Genomic DNA, 19,395 nt, shown 5'->3' with positions numbered 1-19,395 from the left:
TTTGGATGAACTAATATAGAGGAAGAATATTGGTTAAAGGAAGTGCGAGAACCGCCCCGTGCTTCCATTAAAATATGATCCAAATGGTAACGATGACTAAGGTGACAATCAACCATATGGGAAGGGATAATAAGATACCCCAGAAAAAGACCTTCGCTATTTTCTTCTTTCGTGTCATAAAAAAACCTTCTATCTTTTGAAGTATACATGTTACTAGCTTGTATTTATTTTATACGCTCCATTAGGTAAAAAGTTTCGGTCACCCCCTAATTAATGCCTATTTATGAGGTTTAAATTTTTTTACGTAAACTTGGAATAACACATTCAATAATCAACATGCCAAGTATACGTATTCAAATTCAAGGTATGATGAGTTTAAATCCTTCACATTTACTATCAGGTCAAAAGTAGAAAGTGTAGAAATTACAATGGATAAAGCTAGCCCTCAAAAATTGGGAAAAACCCTAATTTCCAAGTATAAAATACAGAACGTTTAGCAGGACGAGAATAATTACATTAATTGCTTAATATCCTTTCCTGTACTTACAATTCAATTGAATCCTAGAAATCTATCCGAAAATATTTGAAATAATAGACAAAAAAAGCTCACCATAGTTAAATAGTGAGTCAAGCAACTAAAGTTGACTTTTCATTTAGTATTTGTTTTATCTTCTCAATTGTCTTATTATTGTATATATCTCAGTTTTTCTACTATAATGATAAAAAACGCATATACTAGAATATATAATACCTCCAAAACATATTATTACAATTAAATTTAATACAGAAATTTCTAAATAACCTTTAAATAATTGTACAAATATATACATAACTGATCCAGCGAGTAAGTATATTAAATTATCTTTAATATATTTAGTTATATTAAGATCTTTATTAGCAACCCAGTTTTGGTATACCGCTACTGAACCTTCTGCTAACAAAGTACCCCCAACAGCTCCTAGTCCCCCATACTTTGGAATCAAAATTAAGTTTACAGAGAAGTTTACTATAGCTCCAATAAAAGTAGAGACTATATATGCTGAATCTTTCGAATTTGGTATTAAATATTGTGTTCTAATTATACTTGCCCATGCAGTAAATATTACAGTGGGAAATAGTGCCTTCATAATTATTGCGCTTCTTGAAAAATCACTTCCGAAGAATATCGGTACAAAAAAATCTGAAACAGCCCCCATTCCAAACCCCATAGCGCATGATAGAAACATCGCTAATTGCAAGGAATATTCCGTATATTTAACTCCATCTTGTTTATTATTGTTAGCAATAAGATTTGTAATCCTAGGTAAGGTTACAGCACCTAGAGCAGTTGTCAGCACTGCGGGTATAGCGATAATACTCTCGCTATATGAGAAATAAGCTACTTCAGCATAATCACTTAATATACCAATCATTATCTTATCCATAGTTTTATATAAGCTAATGGCTATTACTGGAACGAACAGTATTAACAGAGGCTTAAAATGAACTATACATTCTTTATATTTTGGCATTTGAAACTTCAAATGCTTTTTCAGAAAAAACCATGTAACCGTTTGTCCAAAAAAGCACCACATGACATTATTAATGTATATATATATATATCATCTTCTGAATTTACAAATAAAAATATACATATAACCGTTGCTACCTTAATAATACTGTTTCTAATAACAGTAACTTTGAAATTTTCTATTCCCCAGTAAAACCAATTAACATCAAACAAGCCAGAAACTACATATATTATTTGCATCAAAGCTACTAATTTATAATCATAATTTGAATACAAGAGATAACTTATATATAATGAAGTTGCAATAAACGCTGTCGTAAACTGAGCATAATATATGCTCCAGAATGTTTTTTCTTTTTCATCTTCATTATCTCTTGCTTTTGCAATACATCTACTACCGTAGTTAGTTACTCCCAACATAGCAAAGAGCATAAAGTAATTTGCTATTGAGTATGTATATGTGTAAATACCTACATTATCAGGATTTAAAACTCTAGCAATATATGGAATAGTAGCCAACGGTAATATTATTTGTAATATTTGATAAATTAAACTATATAATATATTCTTTTTAACACTAGGCATATTTAATAAGCCTTATCATAATTCTCTTTCTTCTTTGCAGTGAGAAATAAAAGTTTCGTACGACTCATATAATGGTATTGAATTCATAAAACTTTCTATAACATTTTCATAATCATCACCATTCAATTTAAAGAATTGATCATATTTTTCTAAAGTACCAGAATTTCTCGGTAAATACTGCCAAGAAAAAGCATTCCCCATTTCTTCAATAGTAGGATATCTTTTATTTTGTGCATAAAAAAATTCGCATAATTTTTTGCTTCTTTTATACTATTAACCTTTCTTTTTCGTAGTATTCATCCAATTTACAAATTACTCTCGCGGGATTACCAGCTATAACAACATCATCCGGATATGTTCCTGATACTATTGATCCAGCACCAATTATAGTATTATTTCCAATACTAGAACCCATCAATATTACACTATTCATACCAATAAAAACATTATTCCCTATCAGAGTTTTCCTTGCTTCACCTAAATTTTCTCCGAATTTCAATCTTAATACAGATCTGCTATAATCATGGCATAATATAGTTACACCTTTAGTTATTTTCACATTATCTCCAATTTCCAGCAAACAAGACCTTGAAGCATCAATATCTGTTTGATTAGGACTCCAAATCATGCAATTTCTCCCTATTTTACATCCTTTTTTTCTTAAGAATTCAACATATGCCTCCGAAGAATATGTGTTAGGGAAAATTATTCTCTTTATTAAATTTATTAGCATTTTTTTATCACCTCTACAATGCGTTTTTAATTTTTTATATTATTTTTTCCATCACGTATAATCCACAAAAATAAACCTATTTTCCTTTTAAACACTTCCCAAAAAAACCAAAAATCACAAAGGCACTCTTAACACCCCCGTTTAATTCATTATAACGGAGGAAAAAACCTTTAAAATTTCTTTTTTTAATAAATCCATAGAAATATCTAATTGATTTATGAGTTTGATTTTTTTCTGTTTGCTTTTACTAAAAGTCTTAATAATACTTTCCATTTTTGATAGGTAATGATTTCGAATTTGCTGTATGTCTGAGGAACTTGTCACACTAGACCAGTTTTTAATTATCCCAAAATACGGATTAGATGCTATTTTAAAATTATAAGCCATTCTAGCAATAAACTCGTAATCTTGATGTCTCTTAAAACTTTCATCAAACCCATTTAATTTTTCATATGCAGCCCTTCTCACCATCCATGTACTAGTAGCAGCATGTATTTTGTGAGTAAGGGCTGTATATAATAACTGACCTTGTTTCTTTGAGTTATAAACTGCAAATAATTGATTTTTATAATATTCTTTAGAAGAACAATATATCATTCCCCATGAATCATCTAATGAATTTAAAATATTATATTGTGATCTTAGGGTTCCATTACACATAACATCATCATCATCTAAAAATACTAAATAATTTGCATCAGTACTCTTTGCTCCAGTATTTCTTGCAGCTGAACCATTTATGTTATGCTTATGTACCAAATAACGAAAACGTGGATTCTCTAAATATTTTTCAATAACATTTTGTGTAAGCAATTGATTTTTTGAGCCTTCTCCATTATCATCTACTACTACCACTTCAAAATTTTCATAATCTTGCTCGATAACACTCTTCAGAGTTCTATCTAAGAATTCTCCACCACCATAAGATGGAATGATTACGGCTACTTTTTCCAATCCTAGACCTCCTTATCAGGATAGCTAAATCATTCGATTTCCAAATCCCAACAGACTTTTAAAACGATTTAAGAACTGTCTTTTTCTTGTACAATTTATCAAAAACTGCAATTACCATCCAAAAAGATGGTACCATCCAAATATCACTTGAAAAACTAACTTGAGGTATTGAAGCGCAAACTATAAATACTACAAGACAAAAATCATCTTTTTCTTCAATTTTCCCCATGAAACTTGCAAATGTAAGCTTTATTGCTTTATAAATAAAAGACAGACCTAACAAAAGGCCACCGTCATGTAATAACTGTAATACAAAATTATGGGGATAATAACTTGTATTAGTATTCTCATTATATTGAAAAACACCAATACCATTTCCTACAATTGGACTTTGAGCGAACCCATTTATAGCTTCTTTATAGATATCCGTGCGTCCGTTAGTAACGTCGCCCAATTCTAAATAAATTTTAAATTTCTCCAGAAAATAGGCTTCTATATTCAACATCCTACATATTACTAATAAGTTTTCAAGAACTTGCTCAAAATAAATAATAATTACATAAGTGAAAACACCAATCATTAAATATAATATTATTTTGAGTGTACTTAATTTATTTATAATGCCATTCTTATCAAAACTATTTAATATGGCAACAAGAACTGTAAATGCAATTGCTATTATCACACCACGGTTGGCAGTCATAATTAATTTTAACAAGATTATTAAATCGATTAAGCAACATACCAATAAGATCACATTTAATTTATGTCTATAAAATTTCAAGAATATTAAAACTGCCAACATACCCGGTAACATACTATATGCTCTACCTAAATCCATATCTTCAAAGATAATCCCATAGGCAAATATAGAAATCACAGAGATGTAAATCATAGATTTTAATAACACGACAATATTATTTTTCAAACTCATTACATAGTATGCTAGAATGCAATAGTAAAAAATATAAATCAGATTGATACTTGTCTTATCGCCATTTAAAAGAAATGTGAAGACAACTAACAATAGAATATGACCAACAAACCAAATAAACCTTTTGGGGATATGGACTCTGTTTGTAATCATTGTTTCTAATAATAGAATAATAAGTATAACTGCGGTACTGATAAGTATAAACCCACTATTAAAATTAAATCGCAAAGATAAAAAAGCAGCTAAAAAACTTGTTGATATCATTAGCGCTTGTATAAAGCTATTTATATTTATGATCCAGTTTTCGCTGATCTTTATTTTCATTTTCACCTTGCTCCTTATTCAATGAATCCACATTTCCCATTAGCTAAGTGCTCCAACATTTCTTTCTTCTTCATTTTGGTTAAATTACCATTTATTGTATATTCTTTAGAGAATTTAGTAGAATTATTGAAAAGTACATTCAATTTTTCAGTAGATTCCTCAACCGTCCTAATAATCCTTGCAGGATTTCCTGCAACTATACAGTTACTAGGAATATTTTTTGTAACAACACTATTAGCACCAATAATAACATTATTTCCTATAATTACATTAGGCAAGATTGTAGCATTAGCTCCTACAAATACATTATCTCCAATAGATACACGCCCTATTTTCGTGTAATTAGTAATAAGTTTAGTACTTGCATCATGGGCTAAAACAGTAACACGTAAGGAAAAAGTTACATTATTCCCTATAGAAATTAACCAACAATGTGTAGGGTCAATAAAACACCCTTGTTGCCTGGAAAAATTCTCCCTACCTTTAATCCTCGTCTTAATAATTTTTTAGTGGGTACTTCCCCAATAATTGTACGAATTAAATCTTTAATAGCATTGTTTATATCCATTTATATAAAACTCCTCTAAATAATTTGCAGTTTCTTCTATATTATAGCCCCCATTGTTAAATCCTTACTTAAATCGGCACGTTTATAATTGGTGGACTCATTTATCCTTCTCACCCAGTTTTCTTTAGACTCATTTAATGATATAAACTCAATTAATTCTGTTAATTTAACTTCTTCTGTAACATTATCTGAAACTAAACATTTCAATCCTGTAGCTTGTGCTTCAACTAAAGTAACAGGTAACCCTTCATATATTGATGGAAATACAAACATATCACTCATTTGTAATAAATGATTAACGTCATCTCGAATTCCAGTAAAAATAACATTATTTATCAACCCGTATTTTTCTACTTTTATTTCCATCTCTTTCTTTAAGGGGCCATCTCCCACTAAAACTAAAATAGCATTTTTATCTAATTTATAGTATTCTTTAAAAACATCTATTAGAAATGTCTGATTCTTAGCGATGTCAAATCTACCAACATGAATAATTACAAATTGATCTTCCAAATTGAACTTGAATCTATATTTTTTTCGTATATCTTCATCAAAAATATAATCCTTAATTTTAATAGCATTATTTAATACTGTGAATTTTTTTGATTCTACAATTTTCTGGCCGTAGCGACTTCTCCCCGCTAGCATTGAACATCCAAAAAAATAGTCTGCTACATATCTAGTAAAATACGAAATAAAGTGAAACATCATTTCCTTTATAGAATTAATATTTAGAGTAAATTGTTTTGTACTATGACTATGAGCAATTGTATATAATCCATTTTTTTGCTAAATAAAGATACAATGCAGCACTACTGCCAATATGGCCATGAATTATATTGTATTCTTTATGATTGTCAAAAAAAGTTTTCCACTTTTTTATGAAATCTATTAAATTATACCCCTTAAAGCGCGGAAGATAATAAATTCTACCGCCTAGTCTTTCAATTTCGCGATTAAATGCGCACTCTTCTTTTGTATGAACAACAAAATCAAACTGAATTTTACTCCTATCAATCTGGCGATATAAATTCATAATCATTGATTCTGCTCCGCCCCTATTCATCGAATTAAAAACATGTAAAACTCTTATTATATTCTCCATACTATTTATCCTTTCTTAGATTACTTTCGAAAGTCAGGATTAACAAAATCATCCAAATACTCTTTTGACTGTGTTATATACAACCTTTTTTTATCGAATTTATTTGAAATGTGCTGATGAGACTCTAATCCCATTTCTTTCTTATTAAAAAAATCTAGATCAATAAATTCTACAACCTTGTTATATAAGTCTGATGTATCACTTACTTTAACTAAAAAACCATTAATTTTATCAATAACTGCCTCTTTACAGCCTGAGATGTTAGTTGTAATTAGAGGTCTTCCCATAGCACCGGCTTCTAACAAGGTATTCGCCATGCCTTCATGATAGGATGGTAATATAAAGCAATGACTTTCTCTCACAAAAGGTTTTATATCTGTTTGAAACCCATGATATTTTATAATACGATCGTTATGTAACTTTTCCACTTTTTCTTTATAATCATCTTCGTATGGACCTACAATATTAAATACCACATTCTTATATTTTTTCTTAATCTCTTTTGCTACTTCAAAAAGTTCATCAATTCCTTTTTCTTTCATTACTCTACCGATAAATAAAAAATGAAGTCCTTCTTCATCAGTTGGATAATCAGTAAATGGATAATCCACCAAGTTTACACCTGCTCCATTTAATTTAAAGGTTTGCTTTTTTCAATGATCTTATTTTTAATAAATGTTTCTCTATTCTCATCGTTCTCAAAGAAAACAACTTTGGCTTTTTTAATAGCAATTTTATATAAACGTGTTACTAAACTTTTAATAAAATTATCAGATTGAAAAGTTGTACCCAAACCAGTTATATTTATTGCATATTGTATTTTTCTAAATCTACATACTAAACCACCGTATATGTTTGGTTTAATCGTATAAGTAATTACTAAATCAGGCTTAATTTGACTAACTAATTTGAAATAATTAATAATTAGTTTCAGGTCTTTAAGAACATTAATCCCTCTTCTGTCCACAGGTGTATCTAGAAATTTACATCCCTTTACTAATAAAGGATGCACCAGTTCACCATTTGGTAAAGAAATGAAAACTTCATTTTTTTCTTTAGTCACACTCATACTTTCAATCTCTTTATCTAAATAGCTTCCAGGTGAAATTAACTCTTGTATTAGCTCATTTCTGAATTTATATAATCCAACATCATTATTTGCTAAAATTAATATTTTCACAATCAAATCTCCTAGTTGATATGTCGGTCGGTTTTATCCATATAAAGATGGTCCATTAAATTCAATCATAATTTCCTGCCTGGCACACCTACATAAGTACCACTCTCAGTTAAATCATTGAGTATCACGGCTCCTGCACCAATCTTACATTTTCGTTCAATTACTACATTATTACTTACTATACTACCAATACCTAGCCACGAACCACGCCTTATTTTTACCGACCCAGCTAAATGAACGCCAGGTGAAATGTGAACATAATCTTCAATAACGTTGTCATGGTCTATTGAAGCAGCTGTATTTACGATACATCCTTTTCCTATTGTTGTGCAGCAGTTAATAACAGCTCCTGCCATTATTACCGTTCCAGAACTCAATGAAACTTGTTCTCCAATAACAGCACTTGGATGAATAAGAATAGGTAAATTTGCACCTTCAGCTTCTAATTTTTGCTGAAGTCTTCTTCTTATGAAATTATTGCCAATACCTACAAAAATATCGCTATTCTGTAAGTACTTAAATGCATCAGACGTTTTACCTACTACTTTTATTCCCATTGTTGATTTTATATTTGAGTTATCATCCAAGAAAGCAATACTATCCCATTTGTTCATTTTTAATGCAATGTCAGCAACAACCTTACCATGTCCACTAGCACCGATAATTAGTAAATTACTTTTCATAGTTCTAATTTTTCCTTTTCAGATCCTTTAAATGGTTCCATAGTTGCTGCCGTCTCTGAGTTGATACCTTCTCTTACAAAAACCTTCTTTAAAGTAGAAAATATAATTTTTAAATCACCTAAAAAACTCACATGATTCACATAATGTACATCAAGAACAAACTTATCTTCCCAACCAATAGCATTCCTACCACTTACCTGAGCCAGACCAGATAACCCCGGTCTAACCTCATGACGCCGTTTTTGACGTTCATTATAAAGAGGCAAATACTGTACCAATAATGGCCTAGGTCCTACAATGGACATATCTCCCTTTAAGATATTAAAAAGCTCCGGAAGTTCATCGAGTGACGTAGAACGCAGGAACCTTCCAAACTTCGTTAGCCTAACACTGTCTGGCAGAAATTCACCATTATGATCTCTTTCATCCGTCATCGTTCGAAACTTATACATCATAAAGATCTTTTCATTAAGCCCTGGTCTTTCTTGTTTAAAAAGGACTGGACTGCCTAACTTAATTCTCACAAGGATTGCCACTATAGGGAAAACTGGAATAATAGTAAGAATGATAATAGCAATTAAAGAAAGAATGAAATCCATCGGCCTTTTTATAAATCTTCTATAAATACCACCTTGGGAATTCTTCATTATTTAATCCACAACCCTTTAATAATCTCCACAACTCTTTCTAAATCCCCATCCGTCATCTTCGTATCAGAAGGCAAACAAACCCCATCCTCAAACAACTTTTCAGATATACCTTCACCAACAAAATCATATTTTTCAAAGAACGGCTGCAGATGCATCGGTTTCCAAACCGGCCTTGACTCAACATTCTCTGCTTCCAATGCATTAAATATATCAATTGGTCTTACCTTACCAGTCAACGTAATCGAACTTAGCCAGTAATTTGGTTCATCCCACTCATTACTTGGCATAAACTCAACACCTTCTAGTCCACAAAGTTCCCTCTTATAAAATTCTAAGATATAATTTTTCTTCGCTACTCTCTGATCTAAAACCTTTAGTTGACCTCTACCAATCCCAGCAACAACATTACTCATTCGGTAATTAAATCCTAATTCGCTATGTTGATAATGCCTTGCTTGATCTCTTGATTGGGTAGCCCAGAATCTTACCTTAGAAATTCTTTCTTCATTATTAGAAACAAGCATTCCACCACCAGAAGTTGTGATAATCTTGTTTCCATTAAAAGAGAAGATGCCATAATCACCGAAAGTTCCAGTATGCTTACCTTTATAGTAAGTACCCAGAGACTCAGCAGCATCTTCAATAACGGCTACGTTATGATTCTTACAAATCTCCAGGATTTTATCCATATCAGCGGATAAACCATATAAGTGAACAACTATAACTGCTTTTACCTCTGGATACTTCTGAAATGCTTCTTCCAATGCTTTCGGACTCATATTCCAAGTTTCATAATCACTATCTATAAAAACAGGAATAGCATTTTGATAGATGATTGGATTAGCAGTAGCAGAGAAAGTGAGTGTTGGACAGAATACAATATCCCCTTCTCCAACTCCTGCTGCTTTAAGAGCTAAATGAATAGCAGCCGTGCCAGAGGAAAGTGCTGCTGCAGCTTTAGAACCAACCTTTTTTGCCAGCTCTCTTTCAAATCCATTTACGTTTTCTCCAAGAGGAGCAATCCAGTTTGTATCAAATGCTTCCTGTACGTATTGCAATTCATAACCTTCATCACTCATATGTGGTGAAGAGAGGAATATTCTTTCGTTTACTTTTGTAGTTGCCATCTTCAAGTCTTCCTTCCTATGTTAAGTTAATGCTTTAGTAGATTAGGACTTGGTTAGAACTCTTTGTTTCCAACCAACTACTAAACCACTAATAATGCATTTATATTTAATAATCAAACACGACACTTAATTACAAAACCGAGTTTCTACCTATTATATATACCATTCATTCAAATAACTCTTACTACATACCTCAAGATTTTCAGCATTTATTCTTAGCTCGCAGCCACTTTCCTCTTACCTTTTAACATACAAGCAGGGCCCTTATAAAAAGGGACCCCTTTATCTTTTTTTACTTCACATTAGCTCTTAGTTAACATTTTTCACTAACATTTGTTCATTCTTATTCGCTAGTTCTAAAACATAATCCGATAAATAATGAGCGGCAAAAGATTGATGATTTTCAACTAGATTAGACACTCTATCATAATCAAACTCCACAGTCTTCCCAATAAAAATCTTAGGAAAAACCTCTTTCTTATGAACTTCATTCTCTCCAAGAAGCTCTTCATACATCTTCTCACCAGGTCGGATACCAGCATACTTAATCCCAATTTCATCAAGGTTATAACCTGATAGCCGGATAAGGTTCTTAGCAAGGTCTACAATCTTAACGGGTTCTCCCATATCGAGAACAAAGATTTCCCCGCCTCTTGCCAACGCACCCGCTTGCATAACGAGTCGTGATGCTTCTGGAATTGTCATGAAGTAACGAGTCATATCTGGATGAGTAACGGTAACTGGTCCACCTGCTTGAATCTGATTTTTAAAGAGTGGAATTACGGATCCACGACTTCCTAGCACGTTTCCAAATCGAACAGCGACAAAGTTCGTTTGGCTTTCCTTGTCCAATTTTTGAATAACCATCTCTGCTATTCGTTTTGTCGATCCCATCACGTTTGTAGGATTAACAGCTTTATCAGATGAAACAAGTACGAAAGTCGTTACCCCAAACATATCTGCTGCTTCAGCTACGTTTTTCGTACCGATTACATTGTTCTTTACAGCTTCTTTCGGATTGTACTCCATTAACGGAACATGTTTATGTGCCGCTGCATGATAAACTACGTCTGGTGTATATACACTCATCACTTCAAAGATACGATCTCGATCTTGAATATCTGCAATAATAGGAATAATTTCTAAATCTTTACCATGCTTATTTCGAAGTTCCATATCGATTTGATAGATCGAGTTTTCACCATGACCTAATAATAGAAGTTTTTTCGGTTTGAACTTACTCACCTGGCGGCAAATTTCAGATCCTATGGATCCACCAGCACCTGTTACGAGTATCGTGTTACCTGTCACTGTCTTCGATATACTGTCAGTATCAAGCTGTACAGGATCTCTGCCTAGTAGATCCTCTACTTGCACTTCACGAAATTGATTAACGGATACTTTACCCGACACAATGTCTTCAATCATCGGCATAATCTTGGTAGTTGCTGTGGTTTTACTGCATTCTTGATAGATCTTTTGGATTTCTTTCTTACTTAAGGAAGGAATCGCGATGATGATCTTTTCAACGTTAAGTTCTTCCACTAGCTTCGGAATATCATTGGTTTTGCCACTAACGGGTACACCATAAATCTGAAGTCTTTGTTTTTTAGGATCGTCATCTACAAAAGCAACTGGATAAAGATCAGTATCATTGCTCTTTTTCAATTGACGAACAAGCATAGAACCTGCAGAACCCGCACCAATTATTAAGGCTCTTTTCTTTTCAATCTGTGAGCTTATGTAATTATCTCTAAACATTCTCCAGGAGAAGCGTGATCCCCCAATCAAAATGATATGCAGCATCCATGTGATTCCAAGCACTCTTACATATACATTACCACTCACAATTAGTTGGATTACTCCTGCCGCAAGAATCGATAACGTAACGGCACGAACGATTCCAAGCATTTCACCTACACTCGCATATTCCCAGGCTCTATGATACAAGCGGTATTTAAATGCAAATAAATGATGACTAGCAAGAAGTGCAATAGAGCTAATGACAAGCATTGGAAAGTTAAAAATATCAAAGTATGGATGAAGCGTGTAATAACCTACATAAATTGACGTTAGTACAATTAACGAATCCAGTAGAATCAGCATCGATACTCGCTTTTGATAGCTCAAGTTTAAATCCCTTCTTTACATTGTATTTTTTGAGCAAAATAATACCCTAAACAGGTATTAACTTTTAATTAACAAACCTTCTACTTTATTTAACAATAAAGCCTAAAGGGTTACTTTCATCCGTTCTAATAGTCTTTCTAGCTCTGGTAACAGCTGGTGACTAATCTCTTTATCTTTCAGAGCAAACTCTAGTGTTGTTGTGATAAACCCTAACTTTTCCCCAACATCATAACGTCTGCCTTCGAAGTTATATGCGAAAACTCGCCGCAAAGTATTTAACTTTTGAATGGCATCGGTGAGTTGAATCTCTCCGCCAGCACCCTTTTCTTGTGCATCTAGAAATTGAAAGATTTCCGGTGTTAGGATATAACGGCCCATAATGGCAAGATTAGATGGCGCTGTACCGGGCATCGGTTTTTCTACAAAGTTTTGAACACCATACAGATTTCCTGTTTGGCTCATCGGATCGATGATGCCGTAACGGCTTGTCTGATCTTGGGGCACCTCTTGTACACCAATGATAGAAGAGCCTGTTTCTTCATATTGTTCTATAAGCTGTTTCAAGCAAGGCTTTTCCGCTTGGACGATGTCATCTCCTAGTAATACGGCAAAAGGCTCGTCTCCAATAAATTTTTTCGCACAATTTACGGCATGACCTAAACCTTTTGGCTCTTTCTGACGAATATAATGTATATCAGCTATTTTTGAAGAGTGTCTAACTTTTTCTAATAGCTCTAGTTTCCCTTTTTCAAACAGGTTCTGTTCGAGTTCGAAGGCGTGGTCGAAATGATCTTCGATAGCTCGTTTCCCTTTACCTGTCACGATAATGATGTCTTCGATGCCCGATTCTATGGCTTCTTCAACGATGTACTGAATCGTTGGTTTGTCCACAATTGGCAGCATCTCTTTAGGCATGGCTTTTGTTGCCGGCAGAAAACGGGTCCCTAATCCCGCTGCAGGTATGATTGCTTTTTTTACTTTTTTCATTGGTAAGGTTGTCCTCCTCTAAAAGATACCTAAAAATTTCTTTTTCTTAATAAGTGTTGGCTGTTCGATTAAGATACTTTCACCTTTAAGGACAAGTTCAGCGTTTTCCTGCAGGTAATATCTCATATCCACACCATACTGTTTTTGTATGGTTTCATAAGCTTGGGCTAAAGAAAACCCACGGCTTGTTACGTTATGCGCATCGGACGCAATCAAGTGCGCCATGTTGTTTTTTAACAATTCATGTGAAAATTTCATGATGTTTTTTCCAAAGTGACCGATTACTGAATTCGCAGTTAGTTGTGTGAGTGCTCCAGCCATTATAAAGTCAACTAGCAAATCTGGATTTTGAATAATCTCGCTGTTTCGCTCTGGGTGAACAATGATTGGCTGATAGTTTCTAAGATTCAATTCGTAGAGAACATCTGCGGCATATAAAGGAATATGATTAGAAGGAAATTCAATCAGTAAATATTTCAACTCATGGTGTAATGGTATTAAGGTACCCTGATCAAGATCTTCCACTAGTTCTTTGTATAAACGAATTTCTTGTCCAGGTAAGACATGAAGCGATATATGACGTTTATTTAATTCTTGATTAAAAATATCAACTTCATGAATTATTGAGTCCTTGTTATTCTCGTATCTTCCATTTCGATGGTGCGGAGTTGCGTATAGATGGGTAATCCCCTCTTTCACTGCTGCTTCAGCCATTCCAATCGCATCTTCAAGATTCTGAGCTCCATCATCAACACCTGGTAAAATATGACTATGTATATCAATCATAAGAAGCTTTCTCCACCTTAAGAAGGTCTATAGAACTAGTACCTTTGTGAACTAGTTCTATTTGCTTACATTTGGAAACCTAACGCTATATTAGCATAGCTGGTAATTATTACAACGGTGTTTTTTTGTCGAATTGTGCAAATAATGTGTTAATTCGTACCGTAATAGTAATAATAATTGTCGTTTCGTATCTCTTTTTCGTTTAAAACGGCTCCTATTACCTTCGCTTTCGCATGCATAAGCAAGTCTTTTGTCTTAACCGCTGCTTCAACCTCTGTTTTCCCACTTGAAACAACGAGTATGACTCCATCCACTTTGTTAGACAGCAATTGTCCATCTGTAACAGCCATGATCGGTGGCGTGTCGAACAAAATGTAATCGTATAGGGCACGTGCTTCCTCAATTAAGCTATCCATTGATTTAGAATCAATTAATTCAGAAGGATTAGGAGGTATTGGTCCGCTCGGCAAAACATCCACATCAGGAATTTTTGTAGCGACTACCGTATCTTTTAATGTCGTTTGTCGAGTTAATACATTGGTTACGCCGTATATGTTACTGATTTTAAATGTGTAATGTACCGTAGGCTTTCTAAGATCAGCGTCAATGAGAAGAACCCGTTTTCCTTGCTGAGCTAAAACAACCGCTAAGTTAGCAGCCGTCGTTGATTTCCCTTCCCCTGGTCCAGCGGATGTTACCATCAACGTTTTCATTTCTTGATCGACAGATGCAAATTGAATGTTGGTACGAATTGTACGATACTGTTCAGAAATCGGTGACTTCGGGTTATTATGTGTAATCAAACTTCTTTGGGTTAGATCTTGAATGGTCTTTCTAAATTTACGACTCAAGCGTTTCACTTCCCATGCGTTTTTTTGCTTTTTTAGAAATAGGTGATTTTTCATCATCGATTGAGATTTTTGGAATGGATCCAAGTACAGGTAAATTTAAAATCTTCTGAATATCTTCTTCTGTCTTAATCGTGTTATTTAAGTATTCGAGTAAAAAGGCAATTCCTACACCTGCCATTAACCCAACGACTAATGCGATGGCAATGTTCAAGAGCGGTTTCGGTTTGATTGGAGCTTGATTGTCTTTTAAAACAGCTGGCGAAAGAATTTCTACGTTATCTACGTTCATAATTTCAGGAATTTTTGCACGGAATGTCTCTGCGATGGTATTGGCAATCTTCACTGCTTTAGCGGGGTCTTCGTTCTGTACTGTTAAGTTAAAAACTTGTGCGTTTTGTTCACTGTTGACTGTAATCGCTTCAACCAGTGAGTCTGTTGTGTAATTGGAGTCCAGTTTTTGTACAACTTCATTTAAAATTTTTGGACTTTTTATGATTACGCTGTATGTGTTAATAACTTCAACATTTGTCCGAACTTGATTTGGATCAAGTACTGTTTGCTCTGTTTTTTGGTTAACCAGAATCTGCGTAGATGCCTGATAAACCGGTGTGAGGAAAAAGTAAGAGATCACACCACTTACAGCTACTGCGATTGCAGCAATAAGCGCAATTAAAGCGAACCGTTTCTTTAAAGTAACGGCAATATCTTTTAAGGAAATCGTTTCTTCCATGAATGCCTCCGGTACTATTGATAGTTTTGTAATTTCGTTGTATTATAGCATATTTATTTGCCAATAAAGGTGGTTTTTTATAAATATTTGAAAATTATGGTCTTTTCTTTACATTATCGTAACATAGTTTTTCCGGAATCTAATTTTATAGTAATTTTAGAATATTCAAGTATGTTTTCATCTGATATACTCCAAATAAAGGAAACCTATTATTTGGAGAAAGAAGAGATTGTTTATATGAAGAAATTTCTAATCATATTGAGCATCATTGCAGGGATAGCTGTAGTCGGTGTCGGAGGTTATGGCTATTACTTGTATGACACGGCGAAGGATGCGGTATCAGACATGCACGAAAAAGTAGAAACCGATAAACCAAAGCCTACGGTTACAGGAAATCAGGAAGATTTAAAACCCATTTCTATCCTATTATTAGGTGTTGACGAAAGAGCTGGAGACGCTGGGAGATCTGACACAATCATTATTGTGGCGGTCGATCCAAAAGACGATAAGATGTTAATGTTTAGCATTCCGCGTGATACACGCACTGAAATTATTGGTAAAGGATTTGACGATAAAATTAATCACGCCTATGCATTTGGCGGAACACAAATGGCCATGGATACGGTAGAAAATTTCCTTGATACATCTATTGATTATTATGTAAAAGTAAATATGGAATCCTTTCGGGATGTAGTAGATGCTGTCGGTGGTGTTAACGTTAATAACCCAAAAGCATTTAATTATGAAGGCTACTCATTCCCTGCAGGTCCACAAGAATTAAATGGCAAGAAAGCTCTTGCCTATTCCAGAATGAGATACGAAGATACAAAAGGGATTTAGGAAGAAATGACCGTCAGCGTCAGGTCATAACGTCGATCATTGACAAAGGTGCACGTGTTTCCTCTATAAGTAAGTTTGATAACATACTTGATATCATGAGTGAAAATACAAAAACGAATATGACGTTCAGCGAGATGAAAGATATTCAAAAGAATTATAAAAACGCACGCCACAAGATGGAATCAACAGAAATTAAGAGCTCAGGTAAAATGATCGGCGGCACTTACTACGGAATCGTGGATGACGCAGAGAAAGAACGTGTTCAGAATCTGTTGAAAGAATATTTGAAATAATAGGTAATTGTAACCAGACCTTGTAAAGGTCTGGTTTTTTGTTATACTTCTTGAAGAATAATAATTTACTAGTATAATTAACCGTATTTTGTTTATTTACAAGCATTGCTAGAATATAGAACAGTTTCTTGAAAAAACAACATTATTTGTAATATTTCGACAAAATCACTTAATTTACACCTATTACCAATTAACAAGGTGTATGATACTATGATAATAGTAGGATGAACGAGGAGGAATATCAGTGTCTACAATTTCTGTTTTAATGGTTGAACCATCCAAACGCCCTTCGATTGTATCGATTGATAATAACTTAAGAGTATTTGAAGACATCGTAAGCGGCCCTTTAGATATGCAGCCCTTTTACCGATCGCCATTTAAAATTGTCTGCAATGTTGATAACGGATATGAGCTTACATATGGAAAGAAAAAGCCTAAGGACGCTTTTTTCATCGTAAAACATGACGGTGATTTTCAAAGTGTAGATCGAACGGAAGCTGAAGAAGTACGAGACTATCTTAAAGAAAAGATGAAGAAATGGAAGTAAAAAAGCCATACGGATGCGTAGGCTTTTTTATTTTGTCGTCTTTTCGTTGTGTACGTTTAAAACACAACCAACTATTTACTTAAAATTTAAAAGTTTTTTACGATACTCGACAAATTTCGACTAGCGCTCCCTATTATAAATGATAAATTAGTATGGTATGACAAATTTTGAAAGGAACGTGATGAAATGTCAATTAAGCAATCGTTTAAAAGATTACTAGTTAGTTCCCTTGCTGTTGGGGTAATCGCTTCTCCACTAGCAATGCCTGGTTCTGTAGATGCAAAAGGAAAACCTTCCAAAGACAGAACTTTCAACCTGTCTATCATGCATACAAACGACTCTCATGCTCGTTTAGATAATGTTGCCAAAAAGTAACAGCCGTAAAAGAAGTCCGTGCAGCTAAGCCGGATGCGTTGTTGCTCGATGCAGGTGATGTATTCTCAGGATCGCTATACTTTAACCAATTTAAAGGACAAGCAGACCTAGAGTTTATGAACCTTTTAGACTATGATCTTATGACATTCGGTAACCACGAATTTGATCTCGGTTCAAGCCCTGAAGGTCATCAAGCATTAGCCGATTTTGTTAAGAACGCTGACTTTCCATTCGTAAGTACGAATGTTGATTTTTCTAAGGATGCAAAATTAAGCCCTCTATATAAAGAACAATACGCAAGCAATCCTAAAGACAGCAAGATCTACCCTTCCGTTATTAAGAGAGTGAACGGTGAAAAAGTTGGTTTTATTGGATTAACAACAGCGGAAACGGCTGATATTTCTAGTCCTGAATCTGTAGAATTCCAAAATTATATTGAAGAAGCGCAAAAAGCAGTAAAAGAATTAGAAGAGCGTGACGTAAATAAAATCGTTGCAATTACTCACCTTGGTTTTGATGACAATCCCGAGTACGACAATGACCTTGAACTAGCAAAATATGTAGATGGCATTGATGTAATTGTTGGCGGCCACAGTCATACACAATTAAATGCTCCTGTTGTCGTTTCAGCAGATGAAAATGGCGAACAAAAGGACTCTACGGTTATCGTACAAGCCTATCAATATAACGATTTCTTAGGAACGTTAGATGTTCAATTTGATAAAAAAGGAAAAGTTGTTGGTCAAGCTGGAAAGTTGATTGAGATTAAAGGGAAATCAGAAGATCCTGAAGCTGCTGAACTCTTGAAAAAGTACTCAAGTAAAATAGATGAGATTAAAAACACGCCAACTGGCGGTGTAGCTGAACAGGCATTGTTAGCGCCACGTACTAGCGGAACTGGAACGAGTGTAAGAAATAGCGAACTTCCACTAGGCAACCTAATTACAGACGCTATGCTTGATAAAGCTAAGGATTATAATCCAAATGTCGTTATGGCCTTCCAAAACGGCGGCGGAATTCGTGCAACGATTGATCAAGGTGAGATTACGTACGGTGATGTACTAACGACTCTTCCATTCGGAAACACACTTGCAACGATGAAGTTAACTGGTGCAGAGATTAAGACGGCATTAGAGCACAGTGTAAGCCAAGCACCAAGAGAAAGTGGTGGTTTCCTTCACGTTTCAGGCATGAAATTTACGTATGACAGCACACAACCAGCTGGCAGCCGAGTTGTAACAATGGAAGTGAAGAACGCAGATGGCACTTTTACTACAATTAACCCATCTCAAGAATATGTAATTGCTACAAACGCATTCACCGCTAAGGGTGGAGATGGATTTACAGTATTTAAAACAGCGTACGAGCAAGGCCGCGTTACAGACCTCGGTGCTTCAGACTGGGAAAACCTTCGTGATTATGTAGCTGAGTTAAAAACAGTTAACCCTGTGGTTGAGGGCCGTATTGTTGATAAAGCTAAACAATAGTTACAGTTATCAAGAC

General features: G+C 34.2%; 21 protein-coding genes and 1 pseudogene. 4 read left to right on the top strand and 18 right to left on the bottom strand.

The annotated features are described in order from the left end of the window. Positions 1–665: 665 nt before the first annotated feature. The 18 genes from ACEWFH_RS04010 to ACEWFH_RS03925 form a co-directional block, all read right to left on the bottom strand. A complete protein-coding gene (locus ACEWFH_RS04010; RefSeq protein ID WP_473726206.1) occupies positions 666–1,511 on the bottom strand; it encodes a lipopolysaccharide biosynthesis protein in 846 nt (281 codons plus the stop codon). A 20-nt stretch (positions 1,512–1,531) separates the two neighbouring features. Continuing rightward, positions 1,532–2,095 (bottom strand): lipopolysaccharide biosynthesis protein, encoded by a 564-nt coding sequence (locus tag ACEWFH_RS04005; RefSeq protein WP_473726205.1) that lies wholly within the window; start codon positions 2,093–2,095, stop codon positions 1,532–1,534. 265 nt (positions 2,096–2,360) lie between these two features. Then, entirely contained in the window at positions 2,361–2,828 is a 468-nt protein-coding gene (locus ACEWFH_RS04000; protein ID WP_473726204.1) for an acyltransferase, read from the bottom strand. Positions 2,829–2,969: 141 nt separating this feature from the next. Beyond that, on the bottom strand, positions 2,970–3,782 hold the full coding sequence (locus tag ACEWFH_RS03995) for a glycosyltransferase family 2 protein (RefSeq protein ID WP_473726203.1): 813 nt from the start codon (positions 3,780–3,782) through the stop codon (positions 2,970–2,972). A gap of 58 nt (positions 3,783–3,840) precedes the next feature. Continuing rightward, positions 3,841–5,040 (bottom strand): O-antigen ligase family protein, encoded by a 1,200-nt coding sequence (locus ACEWFH_RS03990; RefSeq protein WP_473726202.1) that lies wholly within the window; start codon positions 5,038–5,040, stop codon positions 3,841–3,843. Positions 5,041–5,054: 14 nt separating this feature from the next. After that, the gene (locus ACEWFH_RS03985) at positions 5,055–5,318 is read right to left on the bottom strand and encodes an acyltransferase (RefSeq protein WP_473726201.1); all 264 of its coding nucleotides are present in this window, start codon (positions 5,316–5,318) and stop codon (positions 5,055–5,057) included. Between the two features lie 326 nt (positions 5,319–5,644). After that, a complete protein-coding gene (locus ACEWFH_RS03980) occupies positions 5,645–6,256 on the bottom strand; it encodes a glycosyltransferase (RefSeq protein ID WP_473726200.1) in 612 nt (203 codons plus the stop codon). A gap of 109 nt (positions 6,257–6,365) precedes the next feature. Then, the gene (locus ACEWFH_RS03975; protein ID WP_473726199.1) at positions 6,366–6,650 is read right to left on the bottom strand and encodes a hypothetical protein; all 285 of its coding nucleotides are present in this window, start codon (positions 6,648–6,650) and stop codon (positions 6,366–6,368) included. An 83-nt stretch (positions 6,651–6,733) separates the two neighbouring features. Next, positions 6,734–7,324: a glycosyltransferase gene (locus ACEWFH_RS03970; protein ID WP_473727205.1), complete on the bottom strand. Its 591-nt coding sequence runs from the start codon at positions 7,322–7,324 to the stop codon at positions 6,734–6,736. A gap of 20 nt (positions 7,325–7,344) precedes the next feature. Beyond that, positions 7,345–7,893, bottom strand: a complete 549-nt coding sequence (locus ACEWFH_RS03965; RefSeq protein ID WP_473726198.1) for a glycosyltransferase — start codon at positions 7,891–7,893, stop codon at positions 7,345–7,347. Between the two features lie 65 nt (positions 7,894–7,958). Continuing rightward, complete coding sequence (locus tag ACEWFH_RS03960; protein ID WP_473726197.1) at positions 7,959–8,576, bottom strand: acetyltransferase; 618 nt, start codon at positions 8,574–8,576, stop codon at positions 7,959–7,961. Further along, positions 8,573–9,223, bottom strand: a complete 651-nt coding sequence (locus ACEWFH_RS03955; protein WP_473726196.1) for a sugar transferase — start codon at positions 9,221–9,223, stop codon at positions 8,573–8,575. The genes ACEWFH_RS03960 and ACEWFH_RS03955 overlap by 4 nt, the downstream gene beginning before the upstream one ends. After that, the gene (locus tag ACEWFH_RS03950; protein WP_473726195.1) at positions 9,223–10,353 is read right to left on the bottom strand and encodes a DegT/DnrJ/EryC1/StrS family aminotransferase; all 1,131 of its coding nucleotides are present in this window, start codon (positions 10,351–10,353) and stop codon (positions 9,223–9,225) included. The genes ACEWFH_RS03955 and ACEWFH_RS03950 overlap by 1 nt, the downstream gene beginning before the upstream one ends. Positions 10,354–10,662: 309 nt before the next feature. Then, a complete protein-coding gene (locus ACEWFH_RS03945; protein WP_473726194.1) occupies positions 10,663–12,483 on the bottom strand; it encodes a polysaccharide biosynthesis protein in 1,821 nt (606 codons plus the stop codon). A gap of 102 nt (positions 12,484–12,585) precedes the next feature. Further along, positions 12,586–13,470 (bottom strand): UTP--glucose-1-phosphate uridylyltransferase GalU, encoded by an 885-nt coding sequence (gene galU / locus ACEWFH_RS03940; RefSeq protein WP_473726193.1) that lies wholly within the window; start codon positions 13,468–13,470, stop codon positions 12,586–12,588. Positions 13,471–13,488: 18 nt separating this feature from the next. Next, complete coding sequence (locus ACEWFH_RS03935; RefSeq protein ID WP_473726192.1) at positions 13,489–14,256, bottom strand: tyrosine-protein phosphatase; 768 nt, start codon at positions 14,254–14,256, stop codon at positions 13,489–13,491. Positions 14,257–14,405: 149 nt separating this feature from the next. Then, entirely contained in the window at positions 14,406–15,107 is a 702-nt protein-coding gene (locus tag ACEWFH_RS03930; protein WP_473726191.1) for a CpsD/CapB family tyrosine-protein kinase, read from the bottom strand. Continuing rightward, a complete protein-coding gene (locus tag ACEWFH_RS03925; protein WP_473726190.1) occupies positions 15,097–15,837 on the bottom strand; it encodes a YveK family protein in 741 nt (246 codons plus the stop codon). Before ACEWFH_RS03925 ends, ACEWFH_RS03930 begins: the two co-directional genes overlap by 11 nt. Positions 15,838–16,050: 213 nt before the next feature. Here ACEWFH_RS03925 and ACEWFH_RS03920 point away from each other — a divergent pair. The 4 genes and pseudogenes from ACEWFH_RS03920 to ACEWFH_RS03905 all read left to right on the top strand — a co-directional run bounded on the left by ACEWFH_RS03920 (position 16,051) and on the right by ACEWFH_RS03905 (position 19,379). Beyond that, positions 16,051–16,970: pseudogene (locus ACEWFH_RS03920) on the top strand (LCP family glycopolymer transferase). 244 nt (positions 16,971–17,214) lie between these two features. Then, positions 17,215–17,517 carry a hypothetical protein gene (locus ACEWFH_RS03915; RefSeq protein ID WP_473726189.1) on the top strand — a complete coding sequence of 101 codons (303 nt, stop codon included), beginning with the start codon at positions 17,215–17,217 and terminating at the stop codon, positions 17,515–17,517. Positions 17,518–17,703: 186 nt separating this feature from the next. Continuing rightward, complete coding sequence (locus ACEWFH_RS03910) at positions 17,704–17,892, top strand: hypothetical protein (RefSeq protein WP_473726188.1); 189 nt, start codon at positions 17,704–17,706, stop codon at positions 17,890–17,892. Positions 17,893–17,933: 41 nt separating this feature from the next. Continuing rightward, complete coding sequence (locus tag ACEWFH_RS03905) at positions 17,934–19,379, top strand: bifunctional metallophosphatase/5'-nucleotidase (protein ID WP_473726187.1); 1,446 nt, start codon at positions 17,934–17,936, stop codon at positions 19,377–19,379. Positions 19,380–19,395: the final 16 nt, after the last annotated feature.

The organism is Fictibacillus sp. EA-CB0309 (genome assembly GCF_055814265.1).
The sequence above is the reverse complement of the archived record's forward strand: the minus strand, read 5'-3'. Positions and strand labels throughout refer to the sequence as shown.